General features: G+C 64.0%; 18 protein-coding genes. 6 read left to right on the top strand and 12 right to left on the bottom strand.

Annotated elements, in window-relative coordinates:
- Both QYE47_RS21920 and QYE47_RS21915 read left to right on the top strand, forming a co-directional pair.
- On the top strand, window positions 1-175 hold a 175-nt coding region (locus tag QYE47_RS21920), incomplete at its 5' end, for a hypothetical protein (RefSeq protein ID WP_301159129.1).
- Window positions 172-1,803, top strand: coding sequence for a BatD family protein (locus QYE47_RS21915; RefSeq protein WP_019437982.1), 1,632 nt, complete (start codon window positions 172-174; stop codon window positions 1,801-1,803). The genes QYE47_RS21920 and QYE47_RS21915, both read left to right, overlap by 4 nt.
- A 72-nt stretch (window positions 1,804-1,875) precedes the next feature.
- Here the strand turns inward: QYE47_RS21915 and QYE47_RS21910 are convergent, their stop codons facing one another.
- A complete protein-coding gene (locus tag QYE47_RS21910; protein ID WP_019437981.1) occupies window positions 1,876-2,307 on the bottom strand; it encodes a DUF2628 domain-containing protein in 432 nt (143 codons plus the stop codon).
- Window positions 2,308-2,769: 462 nt separating this feature from the next.
- Here QYE47_RS21910 and QYE47_RS21905 point away from each other — a divergent pair, with 462 nt between their 5' ends.
- From QYE47_RS21905 to QYE47_RS21895, 3 genes are read left to right on the top strand one after another with little or no spacing between them, the layout of a single operon-like run.
- The gene (locus QYE47_RS21905) at window positions 2,770-4,008 is read left to right on the top strand and encodes an exonuclease SbcCD subunit D C-terminal domain-containing protein (RefSeq protein WP_012053234.1); all 1,239 of its coding nucleotides are present in this window, start codon (window positions 2,770-2,772) and stop codon (window positions 4,006-4,008) included.
- Complete coding sequence (locus tag QYE47_RS21900; RefSeq protein WP_070384172.1) at window positions 4,005-7,649, top strand: AAA family ATPase; 3,645 nt, start codon at window positions 4,005-4,007, stop codon at window positions 7,647-7,649. The genes QYE47_RS21905 and QYE47_RS21900 overlap by 4 nt, the downstream gene beginning before the upstream one ends.
- On the top strand, window positions 7,646-8,239 hold the full coding sequence (locus QYE47_RS21895) for a glutathione S-transferase (protein WP_014591868.1): 594 nt from the start codon (window positions 7,646-7,648) through the stop codon (window positions 8,237-8,239). The genes QYE47_RS21900 and QYE47_RS21895 overlap by 4 nt, the downstream gene beginning before the upstream one ends.
- 148 nt (window positions 8,240-8,387) lie before the next feature.
- Here QYE47_RS21895 and QYE47_RS21890 read toward each other — a convergent pair whose 3' ends face one another.
- From QYE47_RS21890 to QYE47_RS21840, 11 genes are all read right to left on the bottom strand, one after another.
- A complete protein-coding gene (locus tag QYE47_RS21890) occupies window positions 8,388-8,564 on the bottom strand; it encodes a hypothetical protein (protein WP_003247232.1) in 177 nt (58 codons plus the stop codon).
- 122 nt (window positions 8,565-8,686) lie between these two features.
- On the bottom strand, window positions 8,687-9,817 hold the full coding sequence (locus QYE47_RS21885; RefSeq protein WP_237141830.1) for a lactonase family protein: 1,131 nt from the start codon (window positions 9,815-9,817) through the stop codon (window positions 8,687-8,689).
- On the bottom strand, window positions 9,783-10,073 hold the full coding sequence (locus tag QYE47_RS21880) for a DUF5629 family protein (RefSeq protein WP_070384174.1): 291 nt from the start codon (window positions 10,071-10,073) through the stop codon (window positions 9,783-9,785). Before QYE47_RS21880 ends, QYE47_RS21885 begins: the two co-directional genes overlap by 35 nt.
- A gap of 65 nt (window positions 10,074-10,138) precedes the next feature.
- Window positions 10,139-12,514, bottom strand: coding sequence for an RND family transporter (locus QYE47_RS21875; RefSeq protein WP_033724861.1), 2,376 nt, complete (start codon window positions 12,512-12,514; stop codon window positions 10,139-10,141).
- A gap of 20 nt (window positions 12,515-12,534) precedes the next feature.
- On the bottom strand, window positions 12,535-13,575 hold the full coding sequence (locus tag QYE47_RS21870) for a YCF48-related protein (protein ID WP_041167045.1): 1,041 nt from the start codon (window positions 13,573-13,575) through the stop codon (window positions 12,535-12,537).
- A 271-nt stretch (window positions 13,576-13,846) separates the two neighbouring features.
- Entirely contained in the window at window positions 13,847-16,504 is a 2,658-nt protein-coding gene (gene pepN / locus QYE47_RS21865; RefSeq protein ID WP_019437975.1) for an aminopeptidase N, read from the bottom strand.
- 13 nt (window positions 16,505-16,517) lie between these two features.
- Window positions 16,518-17,348 (bottom strand): DUF2797 domain-containing protein, encoded by an 831-nt coding sequence (locus tag QYE47_RS21860; RefSeq protein WP_003247225.1) that lies wholly within the window; start codon window positions 17,346-17,348, stop codon window positions 16,518-16,520.
- Window positions 17,345-17,605 carry a YeaC family protein gene (locus tag QYE47_RS21855; protein WP_070384175.1) on the bottom strand — a complete coding sequence of 87 codons (261 nt, stop codon included), beginning with the start codon at window positions 17,603-17,605 and terminating at the stop codon, window positions 17,345-17,347. Before QYE47_RS21855 ends, QYE47_RS21860 begins: the two co-directional genes overlap by 4 nt.
- A gap of 13 nt (window positions 17,606-17,618) precedes the next feature.
- A complete protein-coding gene (locus tag QYE47_RS21850; RefSeq protein ID WP_014591875.1) occupies window positions 17,619-18,506 on the bottom strand; it encodes a rhomboid family intramembrane serine protease in 888 nt (295 codons plus the stop codon).
- The gene (locus QYE47_RS21845; protein WP_014591876.1) at window positions 18,503-19,474 is read right to left on the bottom strand and encodes a metallophosphoesterase; all 972 of its coding nucleotides are present in this window, start codon (window positions 19,472-19,474) and stop codon (window positions 18,503-18,505) included. Before QYE47_RS21845 ends, QYE47_RS21850 begins: the two co-directional genes overlap by 4 nt.
- Window positions 19,474-20,364 carry an NAD(+) kinase gene (locus QYE47_RS21840; RefSeq protein WP_003247220.1) on the bottom strand — a complete coding sequence of 297 codons (891 nt, stop codon included), beginning with the start codon at window positions 20,362-20,364 and terminating at the stop codon, window positions 19,474-19,476. The genes QYE47_RS21845 and QYE47_RS21840 overlap by 1 nt, the downstream gene beginning before the upstream one ends.
- Between QYE47_RS21840 and QYE47_RS21835 the strand changes: the two genes are divergently transcribed.
- Window positions 20,363-21,385, top strand: a complete 1,023-nt coding sequence (locus QYE47_RS21835; protein ID WP_041167046.1) for a DUF1853 family protein — start codon at window positions 20,363-20,365, stop codon at window positions 21,383-21,385. The two genes, QYE47_RS21840 and QYE47_RS21835, sit on opposite strands and share 2 nt — an antisense overlap.
- The last annotated feature ends 188 nt before the right edge of the window (window positions 21,386-21,573 follow it).

The raw sequence follows: 21,573 nt of genomic DNA, 5'->3' as shown, positions 1-21,573 counted from the left end.
CGGGGGCGACGACAGTGTCATCCAGCCGCCACAGCGCCCGGTGTCGACCAGCCTCGACGGCGAACAGCGCCAAGCCCTGGAGCAATGGCTGCGGGAGATCCCCGACAACCCGGCAGAGCTGCTGCGACGCAAATTCTGGTATGAACAGCAATTGCATCAGGAAAAATCACGATGAGTCGCTTCGGCGTCTTTCTCCTCACCCTGCTGTGGGCCGTGCTGGCCCAGGCCGAGCCGCTGCTGCAGGCCAGCGTCGACCGCACCCGCCTGGAAGCGGGCGAAAGCCTGGAACTGACTCTGGAAAGCCAGGACGTCACCCAGTTCGGCAAGCCCGACCTGCGCGCCCTGGAAGGTGACTTCGAAGTGCGCGGCACGCGCCAGTTGAACAGCCTGCACACCCTGGACGGCGAAACCCGCGCCAGCACCCGCTGGATCATCACCCTGCTGCCACGGCGCAGCGGTAGCCTGCGCATCCCCGAGCTGCGGCTGGGCCAGTCGCACAGCCAAGCCATCGAATTGCAAGTACTGCAGGCCGATGCCAGCCGCCAGGACAACGCTCAGGTATTCATCGAAGCGACCCTCGACAGCCACGACGTCTATGTCCAGGCCCAAGCCGTGCTGACCCTGCGCATCTACCACTCGGTAGCGCTGTACGACGACAGCAGCCTCAGCCCCCTGCAACTGGAGAATGCCAAGGTCGAGCCGCTGGGCGAGTCGCGCACGTATGAAAAGGAAATCAACGGCGTGCGTCATGGCGTGATCGAAACCCGCTATGCGGTGTATGCCCAGCAAAGCGGCACCCTCGACATCCCGTCGCTGACGTTCTCCGCCACGGCAGCTGCCAGCAACGACGAAGCAGCGCAGGCCAATGGCACGGCCCGCGCCGGCCACCAGGTGCAGGTCAGCTCGCTGCCCTTGCGCCTCACGGTACGGCCGATTCCGGCAGCCTGGCCGGCTGGCTTGCCGTGGTTGCCAGCCAGCAGCCTGACCCTGGAAGAGCACTGGAGCCCCGACCCGGGCAGCCAGCAGGTACAGATTGGCGACTCGCTGACGCGCAACATCACCTTGCGTGCCGAAGGCTTGTCCAGCACCCAACTGCCGCCGCTGCCGGCCACAGAAATCATCGGCCTGCGCCGCTACCCTGACCAGCCGCTGCTGCGCAACGAAATCAGCGAACGGGGCATGACCGCCAACCGCGAAGAGCGCGAGGCCCTGGTGCCAACCCACAGCGGCACGCTGGCCTTGCCGGCGCTGGAAGTGGCCTGGTGGAACACCCGCGAAGACCACCTGGAGCACAGCAGCCTGCCGGCGCGCACGCTGAACGTGCAGGACAACCCGGCACTGAGCGCCGACACCCCGGTGGGCGACAACAGCAGCGCCAGCACCCTGCTGTGGCCCTGGCAGCTGTCCACACTGGTGTTTGCCCTGACCACCGTGCTGGGCTTTGCCCTGTGGTGGCGCGCCCGTTCGCGGCCAGCGGTGCTGCGCACGGCGCAGAACGGGCCAAGCCCACGCACCTTGCTGGACGACCTCAAGCGCGCATGCCAGGCCAACGACCCCCAGGCTACGCGCCAGGCGCTGGATGCCTGGGCCCGGCAGCAACCGGAAACCCTGGCCGAGATGGCGGCGCGCTTCGTGCCGTTGTCGGATGCGCTGGATGGTTTGAACGGGGCGTTGTACAGCGAGAGCGGGCAGTATTGGCAGGGGGAGGATTTGTGGCGGGCGATTGGTACCATTCCGCCAGCTGAGCAGGTGTTGCTGCCAGCGGGCGAGAGCGGCAGCTTGCCGCCGCTCTATCCCAAGTGATGCGCAGTGGCTGGTTGCGAATTTTCAGCTCGTGGCCGCCCCTGACAATACTTGCCGAATGTACCAGCCGAGTCAGATGAACCGCTGCCCCTCGAACGGGTTCCAGCTCTGCTGCCCTTTGGCCTGCTTCAGGTAATAGGCACGGTTGGTCAGGAAGCTGTACAGAAACGCGAACCCCATGCTGATACCGTTATCCAGAGGACGCGGGATTTCGCTGCCCGTCGCGACCTCATAGAAGCTCAGCAGCAGCCCGATGCCGATGATGATGGCCAGCATGACCAGGTTCTTCTTCCACAGCCCCAGCACGAACCAATAGATCGGGCCGAAGAAAAAGGCTATGAAATTGTTGTTGATCAGCAACTTCTTCCCGAATGGCAAGGCGCGGAATGCGGCTTTGTATGACTCGGAGGTGGGGGCGCCGTACTGATCGAAGAAGGCAAATCGCTCCCGCCATTTTGGCTTGAGGTTATCCGGGGAAGATTGGGTCTGAGGAATGCCTTCCATTGGTGACTCCTGTGATTGTCGTCCGTGGGTTTCGAATAGCCGTGATCATGGCCGTTTCGGAGGGTAGATCAGCATACTTTTGAGGGCAAGCTTGACCCCTGGTGCAAAGCGAGAGCCAGCTCACAGAACGTTCAAGGTGGAAGTGGCCGAGCGTGTGCTTGGTGCTTTGCCGCGACACTTCCGTGGGGCAAACCGAGATGAGCGACACCCTGCTATCAATGTCAGCTTTTCATGGAACCAACGTGGCAACCCGCGTCAACGCCTAGAAAATGCCATCCATGAACAAGGGTTTAATGCGCGGGCTTGCCTGTAGGACAACCAGCACCGTGTGCCTATGAGATCAAGCGCTGAACTTTCGGGCCGCACAGCGGCCCCGTGCTTGGGTTACCATACCGCCCTTGCGCAACACCCATCACCCAAGCCAAGCCCTCGCTTGCTCGACTCGACACCAACAGGTCATCCATGCGTCTGTTTCATACCTCCGACTGGCACCTGGGCCAAAGCCTGCACGGCCAGGAACGCGACTTCGAACACGCCTGCTTCCTCGACTGGCTGCTCGGCCAGCTGCGCCTGCGCCAGCCGGATGCGCTGCTGATTGCGGGCGACATCTTCGACACCGTCAACCCGCCCGTCAAAGCCCAGGAACGCCTCTACGACTTCATCGTCCAGGCCCATGAGCAACAGCCCAAGCTGGACATCGTGATGATCGCCGGCAACCACGACTCCGGTTCGCGCATCGAGCTGCCCGCCGCACTCATGCGCCGCCTGCGCACCCATGCGTTGGGCCGTGTGCACTGGCTGGACGAGGGCCAGCTGGATGCCGAGCGCCTGCTGATCCCTCTGACCAACGGCCGGGGCAAGGTCGCTGCCTGGTGCCTGGCCCTGCCGTTCCTGCGCCCGGCCGAAGTGACCGGCCCGCAGCTGGGTGACGACTACCTGCAAGGCATCACCCAGGTGCATCAGCAACTGATCGCCGCCGCCCTGAAGAAACGCAAGAAAGACCAGGCGCTGATCGCCATCAGCCACGCACACATGGCCGGTGGCGCGGTGTCGGAAGACTCCGAACGCAGCCTGATCATCGGCAACGCCGAGGCGCTGCCGGCCAAGCTGTTCGACAAGGCTATCAGCTACGTCGCCCTGGGCCATCTGCACAAGCCGCAGAAGGTCAACCGCGAAGAGCGCATCCGCTACAGCGGCTCGCCAATCCCGCTGTCGTTCGCCGAAATCAACTACCCGCACCAGGTCCTGGAAGTGGAGTTGGACGGCAACGGCCTGGTCAGCGTCGAGCCACGCCCCGTTCCACGCGCCGTGGCCCTGCAACGGGTGGGCCCGGCACCGCTGGGCGAGCTGTTGCAGCAACTGGCCGACCTGCCAGTGATCGACCTGCTTGAAGACCCCAACCGCCAGCCCTGGCTGGAGGTGCGGGTGATGCTCGACGAGCCGCAACCCGACCTGCGCCAGCAGATCGAAACCGCGCTTGAAGGCAAGGCGGTACGGCTGATCCGTATCAGCGCCGAGTACGCCGGCCGCAACAACGCCGAAGACGATGACCTGGCCTTTGTCGAACTGGCCCAGATGACCCCGCAAGACCTGTTCAGCCGCGCCTGGGAACAAGCCTACGGCAACCCCGCCGACGAGCAGGCGCTGGCCGACTTCGCCCTGCTGTTGCAGGACGTGCAGCAGGAAGAGGAACAGCCATGAAGATTCTCGCCATCCGCCTGAAGAACCTGGCATCGCTGGCCGGCCCGATCGACATCGATTTCACCGCAGAACCCTTGGCCAGCGCTGGCCTGTTCGCCATCACCGGGCCTACCGGTGCTGGCAAGAGCACCTTGCTTGACGCCCTGTGCCTGGCGCTGTTCGGCACCGTGCCGCGCCTCAATGCCATTGGCCGTGAGGCCAAGGTGCCGGATGCCGACGGCGACATCCCCACCTCCGACCCGCGCAACCTGCTGCGCCGTGGCACCGGCAGCGGTTTTGCCGAGGTCGACTTCGTCGGCATCGACGGCCGCCGCTACCGCGCCCGCTGGGAAGCCAACCGCGCCCGCGACAAGGCCAACGGCAAACTGCAACACAGCCGTCAGAGCTTCTACGACCTCGACAGCGAGCAAGTGCTCGGCAGTGGCAAGAACGAATACAAGCAACTGGTCGAAGCCCGCCTGGGCCTGAACTTCGAGCAGTTCACCCGTGCGGTGATGCTGGCCCAGAGCGAGTTCGGCGCGTTTCTCAAAGCCGACGACAAAGACCGCAGCGAGTTGCTGGAAAAGCTCACCAACACCGCGATCTACACCCGCCTGGGCCAGCGTGCCTTCAGCAAGGCGCGCGAAGCCGGCGAGGCACACAACGCCCTGAAAGAACGCGCCAGCCATCTGCTGCCGATGGCTGCCGAGGCCCGTGCCGAGCTCGACCAGCGCCTGGAGCAGGCGCAACAGCAGTTCAAGGCCGACCAGGCCGGCGAGCGCCAGCTGGAGCAGCAACGCAACTGGCTGAATGAACAACGCCAGCTACAAGCCCAATACACCGAAGCCAATACCACGCTGCAGGCCGCCGAACTGAACTGGCAACAGCTGGCCGAACCACGCCTGGACCTGGCACGCCTGGAGCGCCTGGCCCCGCAGCGTCACCAGTTCCATCGCCGACAGGCCCTGAGCGCACAGCTGGCACCAGTGGCCGCGAAGATGGCCGAACAGCAACAGCAGCAAGCCGAACTGCAGGTGCGCACCCGCGAACTCGAACAGGCGCTGGACACTACGCGCCAAGCGCTTGCCGACCGCCAGGCCGAGCACGGCGAGAACGCGCCGCGCCTGCGCCAGGCCTTTGCCACCCAGGATACGCTGGCACGCCTGGACCAAGAGCTGGCCGCCCAGCGCAGCATCGACCAGCAGGCGCAACAGCAGGTCACTGACGGCCAGCAGCAATTGCAGCAGCTGGAAGACAACCAGCAGCGCAGCGTGCAGCAACTGGCGCAGATCGACACCGCGCTTGCCGACAGCCAGCACCTGGCGGACCTGGCCAATGCCTGGCACGCCTACCTGCCGCAACTGAAGCAGGTGATGCTGATAGGTGGCCGGCTGACCAAGGGCCGAGAAGAGCTACCCGGCTTGCAGGCCCAGGCCAGCCAGGCCAATGCGCGCTTGCAGGCCGAGCGCGACGCCTACGACCTGTTGTTCCGTGAAGCCAAGGCCGAACCCCAGGCCCTGGCCGAGCAGATCGACCTGCTCGGCGGCATGCTGCAGGACAACCGCAAACAGCAGCGCGCCGTAGAGGAAATGTCACGCCTGTACGGCCGCGAACAGGAGCTGCGCCAGCAGCTGGATGCCCTGCGCGAACGGCAGCAGCAGGCCATGCTGCAACGCCAGCAACTGATTACCGAAGGCACCGCCGCCAAGGCCGAGCTGGAGGCCGCCGAACAGGCGTTGACGCTCACCCGTCAACTGCTGGAACGGCAACGTCTGGCACGCAACACCAGCGTCGAAGAACTGCGTGAACAACTGCGTGACGGCGAACCCTGCCCGGTCTGTGGCAGCGCCGAACACCCCTTCCATCAGCCAGAAGCGCTGCTGCAGAGCCTGGGTCGCCATGACCAGGCCGAAGAGCACGCCGCGCAGAAGCAGGTCGAAACGCTCAACAGCAAGCTGGTGGAGCTGCGTACCCAGCTGGGTGTGGTCAATGCCCAGCTCAAGGACTTCCAGCAGCAACAGCAGCACCTGGGCGAACAGTTGCAACCACTGGTGGCTCAGGTACAGGCCCACAGCCTGTGGCCAGCCCTCGCCCCGCAGGACGACAAGGCCCGAAGCGCCTGGCTCGACAGCCAGCTGCGTCGCCTGGATGAAGAAATCAGCCAGGACGAGAAACGCCAGAGCGCCCTGCTGGCCCTGCAAAAAGACGCCGCCCGCCTGAACCAGCAATTGCAGGCGGCCCACGACGCCCAGCAACAGGCCCAGCGCCATCTGGAGCAACAGCACCAGGCCCTGGCCAACGATGAGCAACAGTTGCAGCAAGGCCTTGACGACCTGGCCGGTGTCTTGCCCAAGGAAGCCCTCAAGGCCCTGAACGAAGATCCGGCCAATGCCTTCCTCGCCCTCGACCAGCAGATTGCCCAGCGCCTGCAGCAACTGGACCAGCGCAAGGACGAACTGGAAGAGCAGCAGGCCCGCCAAGCCCAGCTGGACAAACTGCGCGATCAGCAACAGGCGCGCGTGCAAGGCCTGCAGCAGTTGCAACACACGCTCGCGGCCCTCGACGAGAAGCGCCAGCAGGCCCAGACGTCGCTCGGCGAGCTGCTTGGCGAACATGCCAGTGCCGAAGCCTGGCAGCAGCATATGGAAGCCACGCTGGAACAAGCCCGCGCCCTCAATGCCGACACCGCCCAGCGCCTACAAGATCTACGCACCCAAGGCGTGCAACTGGCCAGCGAACTCAAAGCCAATACCCAGCAACAACAAGCACTGGATGCCGAATGCCAACAGTTGCAGGCCCAGATCACCCAGTGGCGCAGCGAGCATCCGGAACTGGACGATGCCGGCCTCGATCGCCTGCTGGCCATGGATGACGCGCAAGTCAATGAATTGCGCCAGCGTTTGCAAGGCGCGGAAAAAGCCATCGAGCAGGGCCGTGTGCTGCTGCAGGAGCGCGAACAGCGCCTGCAGCACCACGCTGCACAGATGACCGTGGACACCCCGGCCGAAGCCCTGGAACACGCCCTGACCGAGCTGCGCGGGCGCCTGGCCAACCATGAGCAGCAATGCGCCGAATTGCGTGCACAACAGGCCGACGACCAGCGCCGGCAGCAGGCCCACCAGGCGCTGGCGGCAGAAATCGAACAGGCCCACCAGCAGTGGCAACGCTGGGCCCGCCTCAATGCCCTGATCGGTTCGGCCTCCGGTGATGTGTTCCGCAAGATCGCCCAAGGCTACAACCTTGACCTGCTGCTGCACCACGCCAACGCCCAGCTACGTCAGCTGGCCCGTCGCTATCGCCTCAAGCGCGGCGGCAGCGCCCTTGGCCTGCTGGTGCTGGACACCGAGATGGGCGACGAACTGCGTTCGGTGCACTCGTTGTCGGGCGGGGAAACCTTCCTGGTGTCGCTGGCCCTGGCCCTGGGCCTGGCGTCGATGGCGTCCAGCACCTTGCGTATCGAGTCGCTGTTCATCGACGAAGGCTTCGGCAGCCTCGACCCCGAGTCGCTGCAACTGGCAATGGACGCCCTCGACGGCTTGCAAGCCCAGGGTCGCAAAGTGGCGGTGATTTCCCACGTACAGGAAATGCACGAGCGCATCCCGGTGCAGATCCAGGTGCGGCGCCAGGGTAATGGCCTCAGTGACGTGGAGGTGTGCGGGTGATCCTCTACTCGTTCCGCCGCTGCCCGTGGGCCATGCGTGCGCGCCTGGCCCTGCGCTATGCCGGCTGCGAGGTGCAGATCTGCGAAGTGGCGATGAAGAACAAGCCGGCAGAGCTGCTGGCCTTGTCGCCCAAGGGCACGGTACCGGTGCTGGACACCGGTGCCGAGGTACTGGAAGAGAGCCTGGACATCATGCGCTGGGCGCTGACGCAAAACGACCCGCAGGATTGGCGGCTACAGGCCAACCCTGCAGCTGCGCAGCAGGCTGAAACGCTGATTGCGCGCAATGACACCACGTTCAAGGCGCACGTGAACCTGTACAAGTATGCCGAACGTTACCCGGAGCATTCCCGCGAGCATTACCGCCAGCAGGCCGAGGCCTGGCTGGCGGAGCTCGAAGGCTTGCTGGTGGGGCGGGCTTACCTGCTGGCCGACCACCCGAGCATGGCCGATGCCGCGTTGCTGCCCCTGATGCGCCAGTTTGCCGGGGTCGAACCGCAGTGGTTCGCCGAGGCGGCTTATCCGCGTGTGCGGAGCTGGCTGGAGGGGTGGCTGGCTTCGGAGCTGTTCAGGTCAGTGATGGCCAAATGAGTTCACGCGATACCTTGTAGGAGCGGCCTTGTGTCGCGATAGGGGCGCGCAGCGCCCCCCAAATATCTACATCACAGCCGAGATAGCCGGGGGCCGCCTTGCGGCCCTGTCGCGACACAGGCCGCTCCTACAGGACACCGCACAAGGCTCAGTGGTGGTGCTTGCCACTCAGGGCCGCATGGAAATTGGCGCTCTGGCGCAGATACTGCTCGGTGTAGCTGTGGGTGGCAGAAGCCTTGCTGCTGTCGGCATGGGCATGCGCTGGCAGGACGACCGATGCGGAAATGGCGGATGCGGCAATAACCGGGAAGAGATTGAAGTTCATCTGGGTTGACCTCGACGGCGGTGGTTTGACGGTGGCCCTTCTGGGCCTTGGGTCAAACTTACGCCGCCGAGGCCGCACGCAAAAATTCATTGCGGCAGTACCGATTATCACGCTGATCAATATCACTCGATGAACTTGAGGTCCGAGGGTGCATCCTGCTTCAGCGTCTGCACCGTCTCCAACAGCTTGCCACTGCGCGGATCGCGACGTATCACCACGATCTGGTTGCTCTTCTGGTTGGCCACCAGCAGGAAGTTGTCACTCGGGTCCAGGGCAAACTCCCGAGGGTGATCACCTTCTGCCGGGCGACGCTGCAGGAACGTCAACTGGCCGTCCTGCTTGCCCACGCTGAACGCCACAATTTCATTGGCCGTGCCACGGTTGCTCACGTACAGGAAGCGCCCGTCCGCCGACAGGTGCAAGCCACCAGCAGCCTTCGCTGCGGCCTCCTGGCGCTCGGTCAGGGGTAAGCGCTGGCGTTCAACCAGGTTGCCGTCCTGCACATCGAACATCACCACCTCGGCGTTCATTTCCAGGGTGAGGTAAGCGTGCTGGCCCTTGGCGTCGAACAGCAAGTGACGCGGACCGCTGCCCGGCGGCAAGGCCACGGACGCAGGTATCGCCGCTGTCAGCGGGTGGTCCACACTGGCACCGTCGTAGCGGTAGATGAACACCTTGTCGGCACCCAGGTCGCTGGCATACAGGTGCTGGCCATCCGGCGACAGCACCAGCGAATGCACGTGGGCACCGGCCTGGCGCTCAGGGTTGACCCCGCTCGCCTTATGCCGGGCCTGTTGCACCACGGGCTTGAGCTTGCCGTCCTTGGCCACCGGGATCACCACCAGGCTGCCACCGGGGTCGGGGTTGACCGCGTAGTTGGCCACGAACAGATAGCGCTGGTCACGGCTGAGGCTGGCGTGGGTGGGCTCGTCGCCCTGGGTGACCACTTGGTTGAGCGGCTTGATTTCGCCTTTGCTGCTGATGCTGAAACTGCTGGCATGGCCCTGCGGGGTCTCATTCACCGCGAACAGCTGACGCTGGTCGGCCGACAGCACCAGCCACGAAGGGCTGACGCTTTTCACCACCTGCAGGGGTGTGGGGCCGATTTGGCCGGCCTTGTCGTCGAACTGATAGCGGTAGATACCCTGGCTGGCGCCATCGGTGTAGCTGCCCACCAGTAAGGTGGCAGCGTGGGCGGAGATTGTCAGGCTCATCAGGCTAGCGGTCAGCAGGCTTGTCCAGGTCCGGTTCATCTTGGTCATCATCCGGGGCACGAAAGGCACTCATACAGACTAGCCGATGCTCGCCGTTGGCATCGTTGAGTTGCCATTCATCGCCGGTGGCGATAGCGGCAGCGATTTGTTCGGGGGTGAAAGACCAGCGGCGAAGCTGGCGACCGTCCATGCATTCGACGGTGAGACCGGATGCGTCGGCGGTGAAATCGAAGGCGTGCAGGCCGTCAATCAGGAGCATGTCGCAGGACTGCAGGGCGGTGGCGAGGGGGGACATGGGGGTACCTGTGGGAGATGTGGCGGCATTATAACCCGGGGGCTGCTTTGCAGCCCCCTTGCGATTCAATGGGCGAAAATCGAGCCCCCCTCCTTGCCCACCATCTTCTCCGGCTTGATCAGGAACCGTGCCAGCGCCGGCAGCAGCCACAGCGCGCCAAACATGTTCCACAGCAGCATGAAGGTCAGCATCAGCCCCATATCAGCCTGGAACTTGATTGCCGAGAAGATCCAGGTGCATACGCCGATGGCCAGGCACAAGCCAGTGAACAACACGGCTTTACCCGTCGAGCGCAGGGTCTGGTAATAGGCCTCCTGCAACGGCAGCCCCGCACGCAGGAAGCTCTCCAGCCGGCTGTAGATGTAGATGCCGTAATCCACGCCAATCCCCACCCCCAGCGCCACCACCGGCAAGGTCGCCACCTTCACCCCGATGCCCATGTAGGCCATCAGCGCGTTGCCCAGCACCGAGGTCAGCACCAGGGGCAGCACGATGCACAGCGTGGCGGCGAACGAGCGGAAGGTGATCAGGCACATCACTGCCACGCAGATGTACACCAGGATCAGGATGGTCAGCTCGGCCGACTTGATCACTTCGTTGGTCGCTGCCTCGATACCGGCGTTGCCCGCCGCCAGCAGGAACTGCAGGCCTTCCTTGTTATGGCTGTCGGCAAACGCCTTGGCCACGGCGGTGACGCGCTCCAGCGTTTCAGCCTTGTGGTCATTGAGGAACACCAGCACGGGTGCCAATGAGCAGTCGCCGTTGTAAAGGCCGTCAGCCCGGGCGATGGAGTTGTTGAGGATGTCCGGGTTACGCGACAGGGTTTCCCATTTCAGGCTGCCCTCGTTCATGCCCTTGATCACCTGTTTGGAAACGGTGACCAGGGAAATCGCCGACTGCACGCCAGGGGTGTTTTCCATGGTCCACATCAGCTCGTCGATCGGCGCCATGGTCGAGTGGACCGAGCACTTCTCCGACGGCGTCTTGACCATGATCACCAGCACATCGGAACTGGTCGAGTAGTTGCTGATGATGAAGTTGTTGTCCTGGTTGTAGCGCGAGTCGGGGCGCAGTTCCGGCGCGCCCTGATCGAGGTCGCCGATCTTCAGGTTCTGGCTGTACCACAGGCCACCGGCGAAGGCGAGCAGCGCCAGCACCACCGACACCGGCGCCACCTTGGCACTGGCGAAGTTCGACAACAGGCGCCAGAACGGGTGCTCGCGGGTCGCGTCTTTCTTGCTGCGCTCGATGGCCTTCTTGCTGATGCCCACGTAGGAGATGGCCACCGGCAACAGGATCAGGTTGGTGAACACGATCACCGCCACGCCGATGGAGGCGCCGATGGCCAATTCGCGGATCACCCCGATGTCGATGATCAGCAGGGTAATGAAGCCCACTGCGTCAGCAAGGATGGCAATCATTCCCGGCAGGAACAACTGACGGAATGTGCGCCGGGCGGCGGTAAGGGCATTGTCGGCATCACTCGACTGCAGGGCGATGCCGTTGATCTTCTGCACCCCGTGGGAAATGCCGATGGCGAAGATCAGAAACGGCACCAGCATCGAGTACGGGTCCAGGCCAAAGCCTACCGCATGCATCAACCCCAGTTGCCAGATCACCGCCACCAGCGTGGTAATGAGCACGGCGACAGTGCTGCGGATGCACCAGGTGAACCAGTACAACAACACCCAGGTGATCACCAGGGCCACGCCGAAGAACATCGCCACCATCACCAGGCCATCGATCAGGTCACCAACCTTCTTGGCAAAGCCGACGATGTGGATTTTTACATTGGGGTTCTGCGCCTGGAACTTGTCGCGGATCTTCTCCTCCAGCAAGTGAGAGAACTGCTGATAGTCCAGCTTCACCTGTTTGCCCGGGTCCTGCGGGTCGGGGTAGCTCTCCAGCAGCGGCACGTCGACGATGCTGGACTTGAAGTTGTTGCCTACCAGGCGCCCCACCTGGCCTGACTTGAGCACGTTGTCGCGCAGGGTATCGAGGCTGTCCTGCGACCCGTTGTAGGTGTTAGGGATGACCTCGCCACCGGAAAAACCCTCTTCGGTGACCTCGCTCCAGCGCACGCTGGGGCTCCACAGTGACTTCAGTCCGGCCCGGTCGACACCGGGGATGTAGAACACCTCGTCATGGATCTGACGCAGGGTCTCCATGTAGTCCTTGTCGAAGATGTCACCGTTCACCGCCTCCACCGAGATGCGCACGGTATTGCCGAGGTTGGCCAGGTCGTTGCGGTGCTCCATCATCTGCTCGATGAATGGGTGCTGCAGCGGGATCATCTTCTCGAAGCTGGTGGACGGGCGAATCTGCGTGGCCTGCCAGAACAGGAAAATGCTGACCAGCACGCACAGGGCGATGACCACTGGGCGGTTGTTGAAGATCAGGCGTTCGAGCAGCGTGGCTTTATCCTGGTGATGCGGGTGCATGGTAATGCTCTCCCTGCTGGTCATGGACGCACCTCCGGGGCAGGCTGATCAGCCCCGTCGGCGCTGGCCAGGTGCACACCACCCTGCCCCACCAGCAGCAGGCCGCCGTTGGCCAGGCCACTGACGCCGGCCAGGGCCAGGCGGTCGGCGCGGTTGTACACGCTGAAGGTCTGGCCGTCGTCCGTGCTGCGCAGTACGCTGCCACCATTGCCGACCAGCACCAGGCTGCCATCATCGACAAGCGTAGCGCCTGCCAGGCCGAACTCCAGGGTACCGCGCGCGGCCTTGAGTTCGATCGGCTGCCAGCTGTCACCGAAGTCGCTGGAGCGGAACAGGTTGCCGCGAAGGCCGTAGGCCAGCAGGGTCTGCGGCCTGGCGGTGCCGATCACGCCGAACAGCGAGCCCTCGTACGGGCCTTGGACCTTGGTCCAGGTCTGGCCGTTGTCGGTGGAGCGGAACATGCCGCCCTGCTCACCCACGATAAACAGGCCGGCATCGCGCACTTGGGTGATACCGTTCAGGTGCAGTTGGTCCGGGTTGTCCAGCCGTTCGGCCACATCCTGCCAGTGCTGCCCACCATCGGTGGTTTCCAGCAAGGCACCATAGGCCCCTACGGCAAAGCCGTGCTGGGCGTCGAGGAAAGTGACATCGAGCAAGGGCGCTTCACGGGCGAGGTCTTCGAACTGCTTGCTCCAGGTGGCGCCGCCGTCGCTACTGGCGAGGATCTGCGCGTCATGGCCGACGGCCCAGCCACGCTTGTCGTCGAGGAAGAACACGGCAGTGAGCAATTGCCGGGTGGGTACCCGGGCCTGGGTCCAGGTACTGCCTTGGTCGTCGGAGAACAGAATGTGGCCGCGATCACCCACCACCACCAGGCGCTTGCCGGCATGGGTGGCGTCGATCAACAGGCTTTGGCTGGCCTTGGCCGATTCGGTGGAGTACTGGTCGGCTGCTGCGGCCTGGGCGCTGTCGGCCCACACCCCCAATGCCAGTGCCAGCATCGCGCTGGCTGCCCATGGCCAGGCACCACGCCTGGCTGGCGTACGTAGCTGTTCCCTCATGACTGCCCCCTTGTTGTGTTCTTGTTGGTGGGTCAATGCATTGCAGGCTTTGCCAAAAGCCTGATCTAGAGGCCTGCAATAGCTTGAGGGGATCGTAGCGGGGATGTTTGCGGGAATACAACGGGCGGGGTGTTATGTTTTGTTGTCGGCTGAGGAAAGCCGGGGTCGCTGGGCGGCCCTTCGCGGGTAAACCCGCTCCTACAAGGTTACGCCCCCCTGTAGGAGCGGGTTCACCCGCGAAGGGCTGCAAAGCAGCCCCAATTCACAAGAATTACGCCAGACTCTTGCTCACAACCTCATACACATCACTGGACAACTCACCCGAAGCCAGAATGCGCTCCAGCTCACCCTTCATCAGCGCCTGACGCGCATCGTCATACTTGCGCCAGCGGGTCAGCGGCGCCAGTTGCCGCGAGGCAATCTGCGGATTCAGCGCATTCAGCTCGATCACCAGGTCCGCCAGGAAGCGATACCCGGAGCCATCGGCAGCATGGAAGTTGACCAGGTTCTGCCCGGCAAAGGCACCGATAAGCGCACGCACCTTGTTCGGGTTCTTCAGGGTGAAGGCCGGGTGCTGCATCAACGCCTTGACCCGCGCCAGCCCGCCCGGCAGCGTGCTGGCCGCCTGCACGCTGAACCATTGGTCCATGACCAGCGGGTTGTCCTTGAAGTGCTCGGCAAAGGCCTCCAGCGCTTTGGCGCGCTCGGCCTCGAACGGCGAGTTGACCAGTACCGCCAGCGCGGTAAGGCGCTCGGTCATGTTGTCGCAGTGCTCGAACTGCTCCAGGGTCGCGTCCAGCACCTGTTGCTTGCCACTCTGCATCAGGTACGACAGGGCGATGTTCTGCAGGCTGCGGCGGGCAAAGTGCTCGGCCGAGGCCACATAGGCAGTGCTGCGCGACACTTCACGGTTGGCCTGGTAACGCGCCCACAGGGCGTCGAACAGGTGTTCGGCGATCTGCTGGCGTGCGAACTCGCGGGCGGCGTGGATGGCGTCGACGTCGGCCACCTGGCTGATCTCGGTAAGGTACGCCTCACCTGGCAGCGAGAGCATTTCGGCCACCATGGCCGGGTCCAGCGATACATTGCCCAGCACAGTGCCCAGGGCGGTGATCAGGCGCTGGTCGAGCTTCAGGGCTTCGCCGCGTTGATGCTGGCCGATCAGTTCCTGCAGTACCTGCACCGACAGCTGCTGGCCCGCTTCCCAGCGGTTGAAGCCGTCGCTGTCGTGCTGCATCAGGAACATCAGCTGGTCGCGGTCATACGGGAAGCTCAGCTTCACCGGGGCGCTGAAGCCACGCAGCAGCGATGGCAGCGGCTTGGACTGGATGCCCTGGAAGGTGAAGGTTTGCTCGGCCTCGGTCACCGACAGCACGCGGCTGCTACCTTGAGCAGCGTCTTCGCCAGCCAACTGCAGCGGCAGATCGTTGCCAGCGGCATCCAGCAGGCCCAGCTCAACCGGGATCACGAACGGCAGTTTCTCGGCCTTGTCCGGGGTCTGCGGGCAGCTCTGGCGGAACGTCAGGCTGTAGGTCTGCGCGGCGGCGTCATACGCCTCGCTGACCTCCAGACGTGGGGTGCCAGCCTGGCTGTACCAGCGCTTGAACTGGGTGAAGTCGACGCCGTTGGCGTCTTCCATGGCCTTGATGAAGTCGTCGGTGGTTACCGCCTGGCCATCGTGACGTTCAAAGTACAGGTCGCTGCCTTTACGGAAGCCTTCGGTCCCCAACAGGGTACGGACCATGCGCACCACTTCGGCGCCCTTCTCGTAGACGGTCAGGGTGTAGAAGTTGGAGATTTCGATGAAGCTGTCCGGGCGCACCGGGTGGGCCATGGGGCCGGCGTCTTCGGCGAACTGGTGGGTGCGCAGGTAGGCGACGTCTTCGATGCGCTTGACCGTGCGCGAGTTCATGTCGGCACTGAACTCGGCATCGCGGAACACCGTGAAGCCTTCCTTCAGCGACAGCTGGAACCAGTCACGGCAGGTGACACGGTTGCCCGACCAGTTGTGGAAGTACTCGTGGGCGACCACCCCTTCGACGCGCTGGTGCGCAGCATCGGTGGCGGTTTCGGCGCGGGCCAGCACGCAGCTGGAGTTGAAGATGTTCAGGCCCTTGTTTTCCATGGCGCCCATGTTGAAGTCATTGACCGCAACAATCATGAAGATGTCCAGGTCGTACTCGCGGCCATAGACTTCTTCGTCCCAGCGCATGGACTTTTTCAGGCTGACCATGGCGTGGTCGCACTTGTCGATGTTCTCGGGTTCGACGTAGATACGCAGGGTCACCTCACGGCCGGACTGGCGGGTGAAGCTGTCTTCAACGCACCACAGGTCACCTGCCACCAGGGCAAACAGGTAGGCCGGCTTCATGAACGGGTCTTCCCAGGTCGCCCAGTGGCGGCCATCTTCGGCCGGCCCGCTGCCGATCGGGTTGCCGTTCGACAGCAAGACCGGGTAGCGATGCTGCTCGGCGATGACCGTGGTGGTGAAGGTGCTCATCACGTCCGGGCGGTCGAGGTAGTAGGTGATCTTGCGGAAGCCCTCCGCCTCGCACTGGGTGCAGAACATCTTGCCCGACTTGTACAGGCCTTCCAGGGCGGTGTTGCTTTCCGGGTGGATCTTCACGCTGGTGTCGAGGGTGAAGCGCTCGGCCTTGGGCTGCACGGTCAGGCTGTCGGCGTCGAGCTGGTACTCGCCTGGCTGCAGTTCCTGGTCATCCAGCGAGGCGCGCAGCAGTTCCAGCTGCTGGCCATCGAGCTCCAGTGGCGGCAGGCCGGCACCGCGTGCCGGGTTGCGACGCATGACCAGTTGCGCGTGAACCAGCGTGTGGTCCTCGAACAGCTCGAAGGTCAGGTGCGTCTCGTCGATCAGGTACTCCGGCGCCTGGTAATCCTTGAGGTAGATCACTTGCGGTTGTTCGGTACGCATGTGCAGGTCCTTTTTACTGGAGCACGGCCAACTGGTAGGCCGTGTACTTGCGAATATTGATCACACCGGTGTCGAAGATCAGGTACTGGCCCTTGATGCCCAGCAGCGTGCCCTCGGCCACCGGGTCCTTGTCGAGGTTGAAGCTGACAATCTTCTTCGGGTACGCCTCGACCGGGTAGTTCATCTGCACCACTTCGGCGTCCGGCAGCGGCTGGATCGCCTGCAGGCCAAAGCGCCCCTGCAGCTCGCGCAGGCCGTCGGCGCAGGCTTCGAAGACCTGCTCCCGAATGGCCGGCAGGTCGAGCACCTCGGCATCGCCCTTGAGCAGCGCGCGCCAGTTGGTCCGGTCTGGCACCTGGCTGCGCAACACGTCTTCGACCAGGCCCGATTGCTGCCGGGTGGCCACGCGCATAATCGGCAACGCCTGGCTGGCGCCCTGGTCGAGCCAGCGGGTAGGCAGCTGGGTGGCACGGGTGATGCCGACCTTGATCCCCGACGAATTGGCCAGGTAGACGACGTGGTCGGTCATGCAGAACTGTTCGCCCCACGACGGTTCGCGGCAGGTGCCGGCGTCGTAGTGGCATTTTTCCGGGGCCATGATGCACACGTCGCACTGGGCCAGCTTGGTCATGCACGGGTAGCAGTACCCCTGGCTGAAGCTGGTCTTGGTGCGCTTGCCGCAATGGCTGCAATGAATGGCGCCGAGGTATTCCAGGCGCAGGCGCTGGCCGATCATGGGGTTGACCGGCACCTGGGTGTCATCCAGGCGGAAGCTGTACTGCACCACCGGTGCCTGCAGGCTTACGGCCATCTTGCTCAACGAGCCACGTGCGAGTTCGATCAATGTACCGAGTCCGACTTGAACAGAATGTTGGCGATGGGCGCGGACTTCGACGCACATTCCTGTGGGCGCATGTAGCCGGTGCGCTGGTCTTCGGGCAGGTTCTTCATCTCCCAGGCGATGACCGCCTGCAGCGACAGCTCTTTCTGCTCGGCGGTGAGCTTGCGGCCGTCGGACCATTTGCCGATTTCCACGGCCAGTTTCAGGCTCTGGTAGATTTCCGGGGTGATGTTTTCAATCATTTGCGCGAAAGTGGACATAGTGTCTCCTGATTCAAGCCGACAGTTTACGCCGGGCCAGCGCCCCACCCAAGAGCCCGGTCAGGCATCCGATGAGCAGCCCGCCGACGTGGGCGGCATTGGCGATCTGGCCAAGGCCGAGCGTGCCGACCACGCCGGTCAGGCATACCACCAGCCAGATCAGCATCATCACCAGCACGCCCTTGGGCAGGTTGAAGTAACGGTCAGGCGCCAGCCACTGGTACAGCCAGATATGCCCGAGCAGGCCGTACAGCACGCCGGACAGACCGCCAAACAGGCTCGGCCCGCTGGTGTAGTGCTGGGCCAGGTTGGACACCAGGCTGAACAGCAGGGTCAGGCCCAGCAACGCCCACGGGCCCTGGCGCAGTTCGATGCGTTTGCCCAGCTCCCAGTACCACAGGCTGTTCATGGCCAGGTGCAGCACGCCGAAATGCAGCAGCATGGGCGATACCAGGCGCCACCACTGGCCTTCATCCAGGCTTTGCGCCAACGGGCTGAAGTACAGGTAGTCGCCCTGGACACGGAAGTCGAGGAAGGTGAACCAGCTGATGGTGGTGAAGTTGTCGCCAAGGCCCGTGAGGCCGGCGACGATGAAGCACAGTAGCAGGGTCAGGGTGGTGATCTTGCAGGCCTTGGCCTGGGCTACCAGGGAAGGTTGTGTGGGGGCATTCGCGGGTGACCCCGCCCCTACAGGGTCGGCGGTGGCCGGCAGGTCGGCGTTGCCGTCGGGGTAGCGCTGGTAGAGCTGCAGCACATCTTCGGCCAGGGTGTCGGGGGCCCAGAGGACCTGGGCATCACCCTCCTCGCTGACCCGGTGCGGCACCTGCAGGCGTTGCAACAGGTGGACGAAGCCGCTGAGGTCGACCGACAGCGGCAGGCGCATCACTTCGATAATGTTCATTGGTTGGCCTGTGGGCGGTCGACGTCGACCCAAACGAACTTGTGGGGGTCGATACGGGTTTCATCATCCAGCCGGTAGGCGACCAGCTTGCCGTAGAGCACGGCGCTGTAGTCCAGGCAGGCCAGGTTGGCGCGGATCGGTGCCGGGCGGCCGCTGCGCCAGTAATGCCCGACGAACAGCATCGGCTGGTCTTCGTCATAACGCAGCAAGGCGTTCTTCTGGCTGTGGCTGAGCGGAGTGCTGGCCACTTCCTCGGGCAGGGCATCGGGCTGGAACACAATGTCACCGTAGGTTTTCGGGTCTTCTTCCCAGAACTTGGTGCGGAAGAACGCGCGGGTCAGGCCGTCGCCGCCGGTCAGCGTCAGCCCGTCCGGCAGGCGCATGTCGGTACCGCGCAACAGGCGGTTGCACACTGTGTCGGCAAAACTGCCACTGACCGCCGAGGCCTGGATGAAGTGTTCATCGATGCGTCCGTCGGGGTATTGCTGGCGCAGCGGCTCGATCAGCCGCGGGTCCCAGCAGGCGTGCACCAGACGGAAGCGCCCTGCGTCGATGAACAGCGGCAGCTGGTAGAACCAGTTGACGAAATCGTGCCAATCGCCGGGGTGCTGGGCAAACTGGGTGAGGGTTTCGTCGATCAGCCGGGCATGCCGCGGTGTGTGTTCGCGGACATAGGCCTTGCCGCTGCCAGGCAGCGCCGGGGTGACCCAGCCCAGGGCATTGTATTCGTGGTTGCCCATGATGCAGTACGCCTGGCCGGCTTCGACCATGTCGTGGACGATGTGCAGCGCCTCGCGAATGCGTGGCCCGCGGTCGACGATATCGCCAAGGAACAGCGCCTGACGTCGCGGGTGGCGCCACACGCCAGCCACGCGCTTGTATCCGAGGGCGTCGAGCAGGCGTTCAAGGGTCAGCGCACAGCCGTGCACGTCGCCGATGATGTCAAAACTTCGCGCCGGATCGAGCATCAGTCGTCACTGCTCCCCAGGCGGCTGCCCCAACCCAGTTTGGTGCGGCAGACCTCGTAGTAATTGTGGTCCAGCGGGTGGATCAGGCGCAGCTTTTGCGGTTTCTTGCTGACCGTGATGGTGTCGCCGGGGGCACAGGTGAAGTGGTTCTGGCCGTCACAGGACACCTGCGGGTAGATCTGCAGGTCCTTGGACACCACGATCTTCAGCTCGCTATTGCCGTCCACCACGATCGGCCGGCCCGACAAGGTGTGCGGGTACATCGGCACGATGACGATGGCATCGAGCTTGGGGTGCATGATCGGGCCACCGGCCGACAGCGCATAGGCGGTGGAGCCGGTGGGGGTGGCGACGATCAGGCCGTCGGCCTTCTGGCTGCAGACGAACTGGCCGTCGATGTAGATCTCGAACTCGATCATGCGCGTGGACTTGCCCGGGTGCAGCACCACGTCGTTCAGCGCATCGCCCTGGCCGATGGCCTCGTGGTGGCGACGCACCTCGGCCTGCAGCAGGAAACGGTTTTCCACCAGGTAGTGGCCGTCGAGCACTTCGGCGACCTTCTGCTCCAGCTCGTCGGGACGGATGTCGGTGAGAAAACCCAGGTTGCCACGGTTGATACCCAGCACCGGAATGTTGTGCCGGGCCAGCGCACGGGCAGCGCCCAGCAGGCTGCCGTCGCCGCCGACCACGATGACCAGGTCGCAGACCTCGCCCAGCAGCTTGCGGGTGGACGTCTGCAAGCCATGGCCGGGCAGCACTTCGGCAATGGTGTCCTCAAGGATCACGTGCAGGTGGCGATCGAGGAGGAATTTTTTCAGTCGGCGAATGGTGTCGAGCACCTGCGAGCTGCCAAGGCGACCGATGATACCGATATTGCGAAATTGCTCCATGGGGCTCCTGCGAGGCTCTGCGGCGGGTGACGATGCGCCGATTATGGGCGAAACCACCGGGCAGCGGCAAACCGGCTATGCTCGCAGGATGACGCCATTCGCCCAGCTTCACGACCTGCCCCGCAAACTGCAGCACCCCACCGTGCGTGACCTGGCATGGGCCCTGTTGTCGCCGCCCCTGCTCAGCGCCCCGCCCTGCCCCCAGCGACACCCGCTGGCGGGCAGCTTGTGGGCGCAGCAGCCGCAACGCCTTGAACAATGGTTGCGGACCCTGGATGCCGATGACCGACCGTTGCGCGAGTGGCTGGCGCAATTGGGCAGCCGGCGCCTGGGGCATTACTACGAACGCCTGTGGCAATTTGCCCTGGGCCAGGCGCCAGGCATCGAGCTGCTGGCCGCCAACCTGGCGATTCGCGACGGTGGGCGCACCTTGGGCGAGCTCGACGTGGTGTTGCGCGACTGCGACGGCGTGCACCACCTGGAACTGGCGATCAAGCTGTACCTGGGCCCGGAAGGCGCCGGGCACGATCCCCATGCCTGGCTGGGGCCAGGTTGTCATGACCGGCTGGGGACCAAGCTTGCGCACCTGGCGGGGCACCAGTTGCCCATGTCCAAGGGGGCGCACAGCCGTCAGGCGCTGGCGCCGCTAGGGGTGGAGCAGGTGCAGGCGCAAATGTGGCTGGGTGGGTACCTGTTCTATCCATGGCCTGGGCATGCCGAGGCGCCGGAGGGCGCCAACCCGCAACATTTGCGCGGGCGCTGGCTTCGTCGGCGGGACTGGGTGATGGCCGAGGGCGAGCGTTGGCAGCCGCTGCAGCGGCATGCCTGGCTGGCGCCGGCTAGGGTGGAGTCAGGTGAGTGCTGGCAGGCGGAGCAGTTTGCGGCGTGGCTGCATGTACTGGAGCAGCAGGCACCGGCGCAGTTGCTGGTACGACTGGAGCCTGATGCCGAGGGTGCCTGGCAGGAGGCAGAGCGGGTGTTTCTGGTGGCTGATGACTGGCCGTATCTGCCCGGTAACTGATGTCGCCTGTTCCGGCCCCTTCGCGGGCACGCCCGCTCCCACAGGTACTGCACGGTTTCAAAGACTGTGCAGTACCTGTGGGAGCGGGCGTGCCCGCGAAGAGGCCGGTGGCTGGCAACACAATTTTCACAGACCCAGCGCAAAGATTCGTTTCTGGTAACCATTAGAATGGTACCTGAGCGCCAGCA

This window comes from Pseudomonas sp. 2,4-D (genome assembly GCF_030418155.1).
GTDB lineage: Bacteria > Pseudomonadota > Gammaproteobacteria > Pseudomonadales > Pseudomonadaceae > Aquipseudomonas > Aquipseudomonas alloputida.
This window is presented reverse-complemented; position numbering and strand designations above follow the sequence as displayed.

Excerpts from the sequence above, each read along its gene's own strand:
- QYE47_RS21835 (WP_041167046.1), top strand. The coding sequence starts at position 20,363 with ATGGGGCTCCTGCGAGGCTCTGCGGCGGGTGACGATGCGCCGATTATG.
- QYE47_RS21845 (WP_014591876.1), bottom strand. The coding sequence starts at position 19,474 with ATGCTCGATCCGGCGCGAAGTTTTGACATCATCGGCGACGTGCACGGC.
- QYE47_RS21880 (WP_070384174.1), bottom strand. The coding sequence starts at position 10,073 with ATGTCCCCCCTCGCCACCGCCCTGCAGTCCTGCGACATGCTCCTGATT.
- QYE47_RS21910 (WP_019437981.1), bottom strand. The coding sequence starts at position 2,307 with ATGGAAGGCATTCCTCAGACCCAATCTTCCCCGGATAACCTCAAGCCA.
- QYE47_RS21855 (WP_070384175.1), bottom strand. The coding sequence starts at position 17,605 with ATGTCCACTTTCGCGCAAATGATTGAAAACATCACCCCGGAAATCTAC.
- QYE47_RS21850 (WP_014591875.1), bottom strand. The coding sequence starts at position 18,506 with ATGAACATTATCGAAGTGATGCGCCTGCCGCTGTCGGTCGACCTCAGC.
- pepN (WP_019437975.1), bottom strand. The coding sequence starts at position 16,504 with ATGCGTACCGAACAACCGCAAGTGATCTACCTCAAGGATTACCAGGCG.
- QYE47_RS21875 (WP_033724861.1), bottom strand. The coding sequence starts at position 12,514 with ATGCACCCGCATCACCAGGATAAAGCCACGCTGCTCGAACGCCTGATC.
- QYE47_RS21890 (WP_003247232.1), bottom strand. The coding sequence starts at position 8,564 with ATGAACTTCAATCTCTTCCCGGTTATTGCCGCATCCGCCATTTCCGCA.
- QYE47_RS21915 (WP_019437982.1), top strand. The coding sequence starts at position 172 with ATGAGTCGCTTCGGCGTCTTTCTCCTCACCCTGCTGTGGGCCGTGCTG.
- QYE47_RS21840 (WP_003247220.1), bottom strand. The coding sequence starts at position 20,364 with ATGGAGCAATTTCGCAATATCGGTATCATCGGTCGCCTTGGCAGCTCG.
- QYE47_RS21900 (WP_070384172.1), top strand. The coding sequence starts at position 4,005 with ATGAAGATTCTCGCCATCCGCCTGAAGAACCTGGCATCGCTGGCCGGC.
- QYE47_RS21885 (WP_237141830.1), bottom strand. The coding sequence starts at position 9,817 with ATGAACCGGACCTGGACAAGCCTGCTGACCGCTAGCCTGATGAGCCTG.
- QYE47_RS21905 (WP_012053234.1), top strand. The coding sequence starts at position 2,770 with ATGCGTCTGTTTCATACCTCCGACTGGCACCTGGGCCAAAGCCTGCAC.
- QYE47_RS21870 (WP_041167045.1), bottom strand. The coding sequence starts at position 13,575 with ATGAGGGAACAGCTACGTACGCCAGCCAGGCGTGGTGCCTGGCCATGG.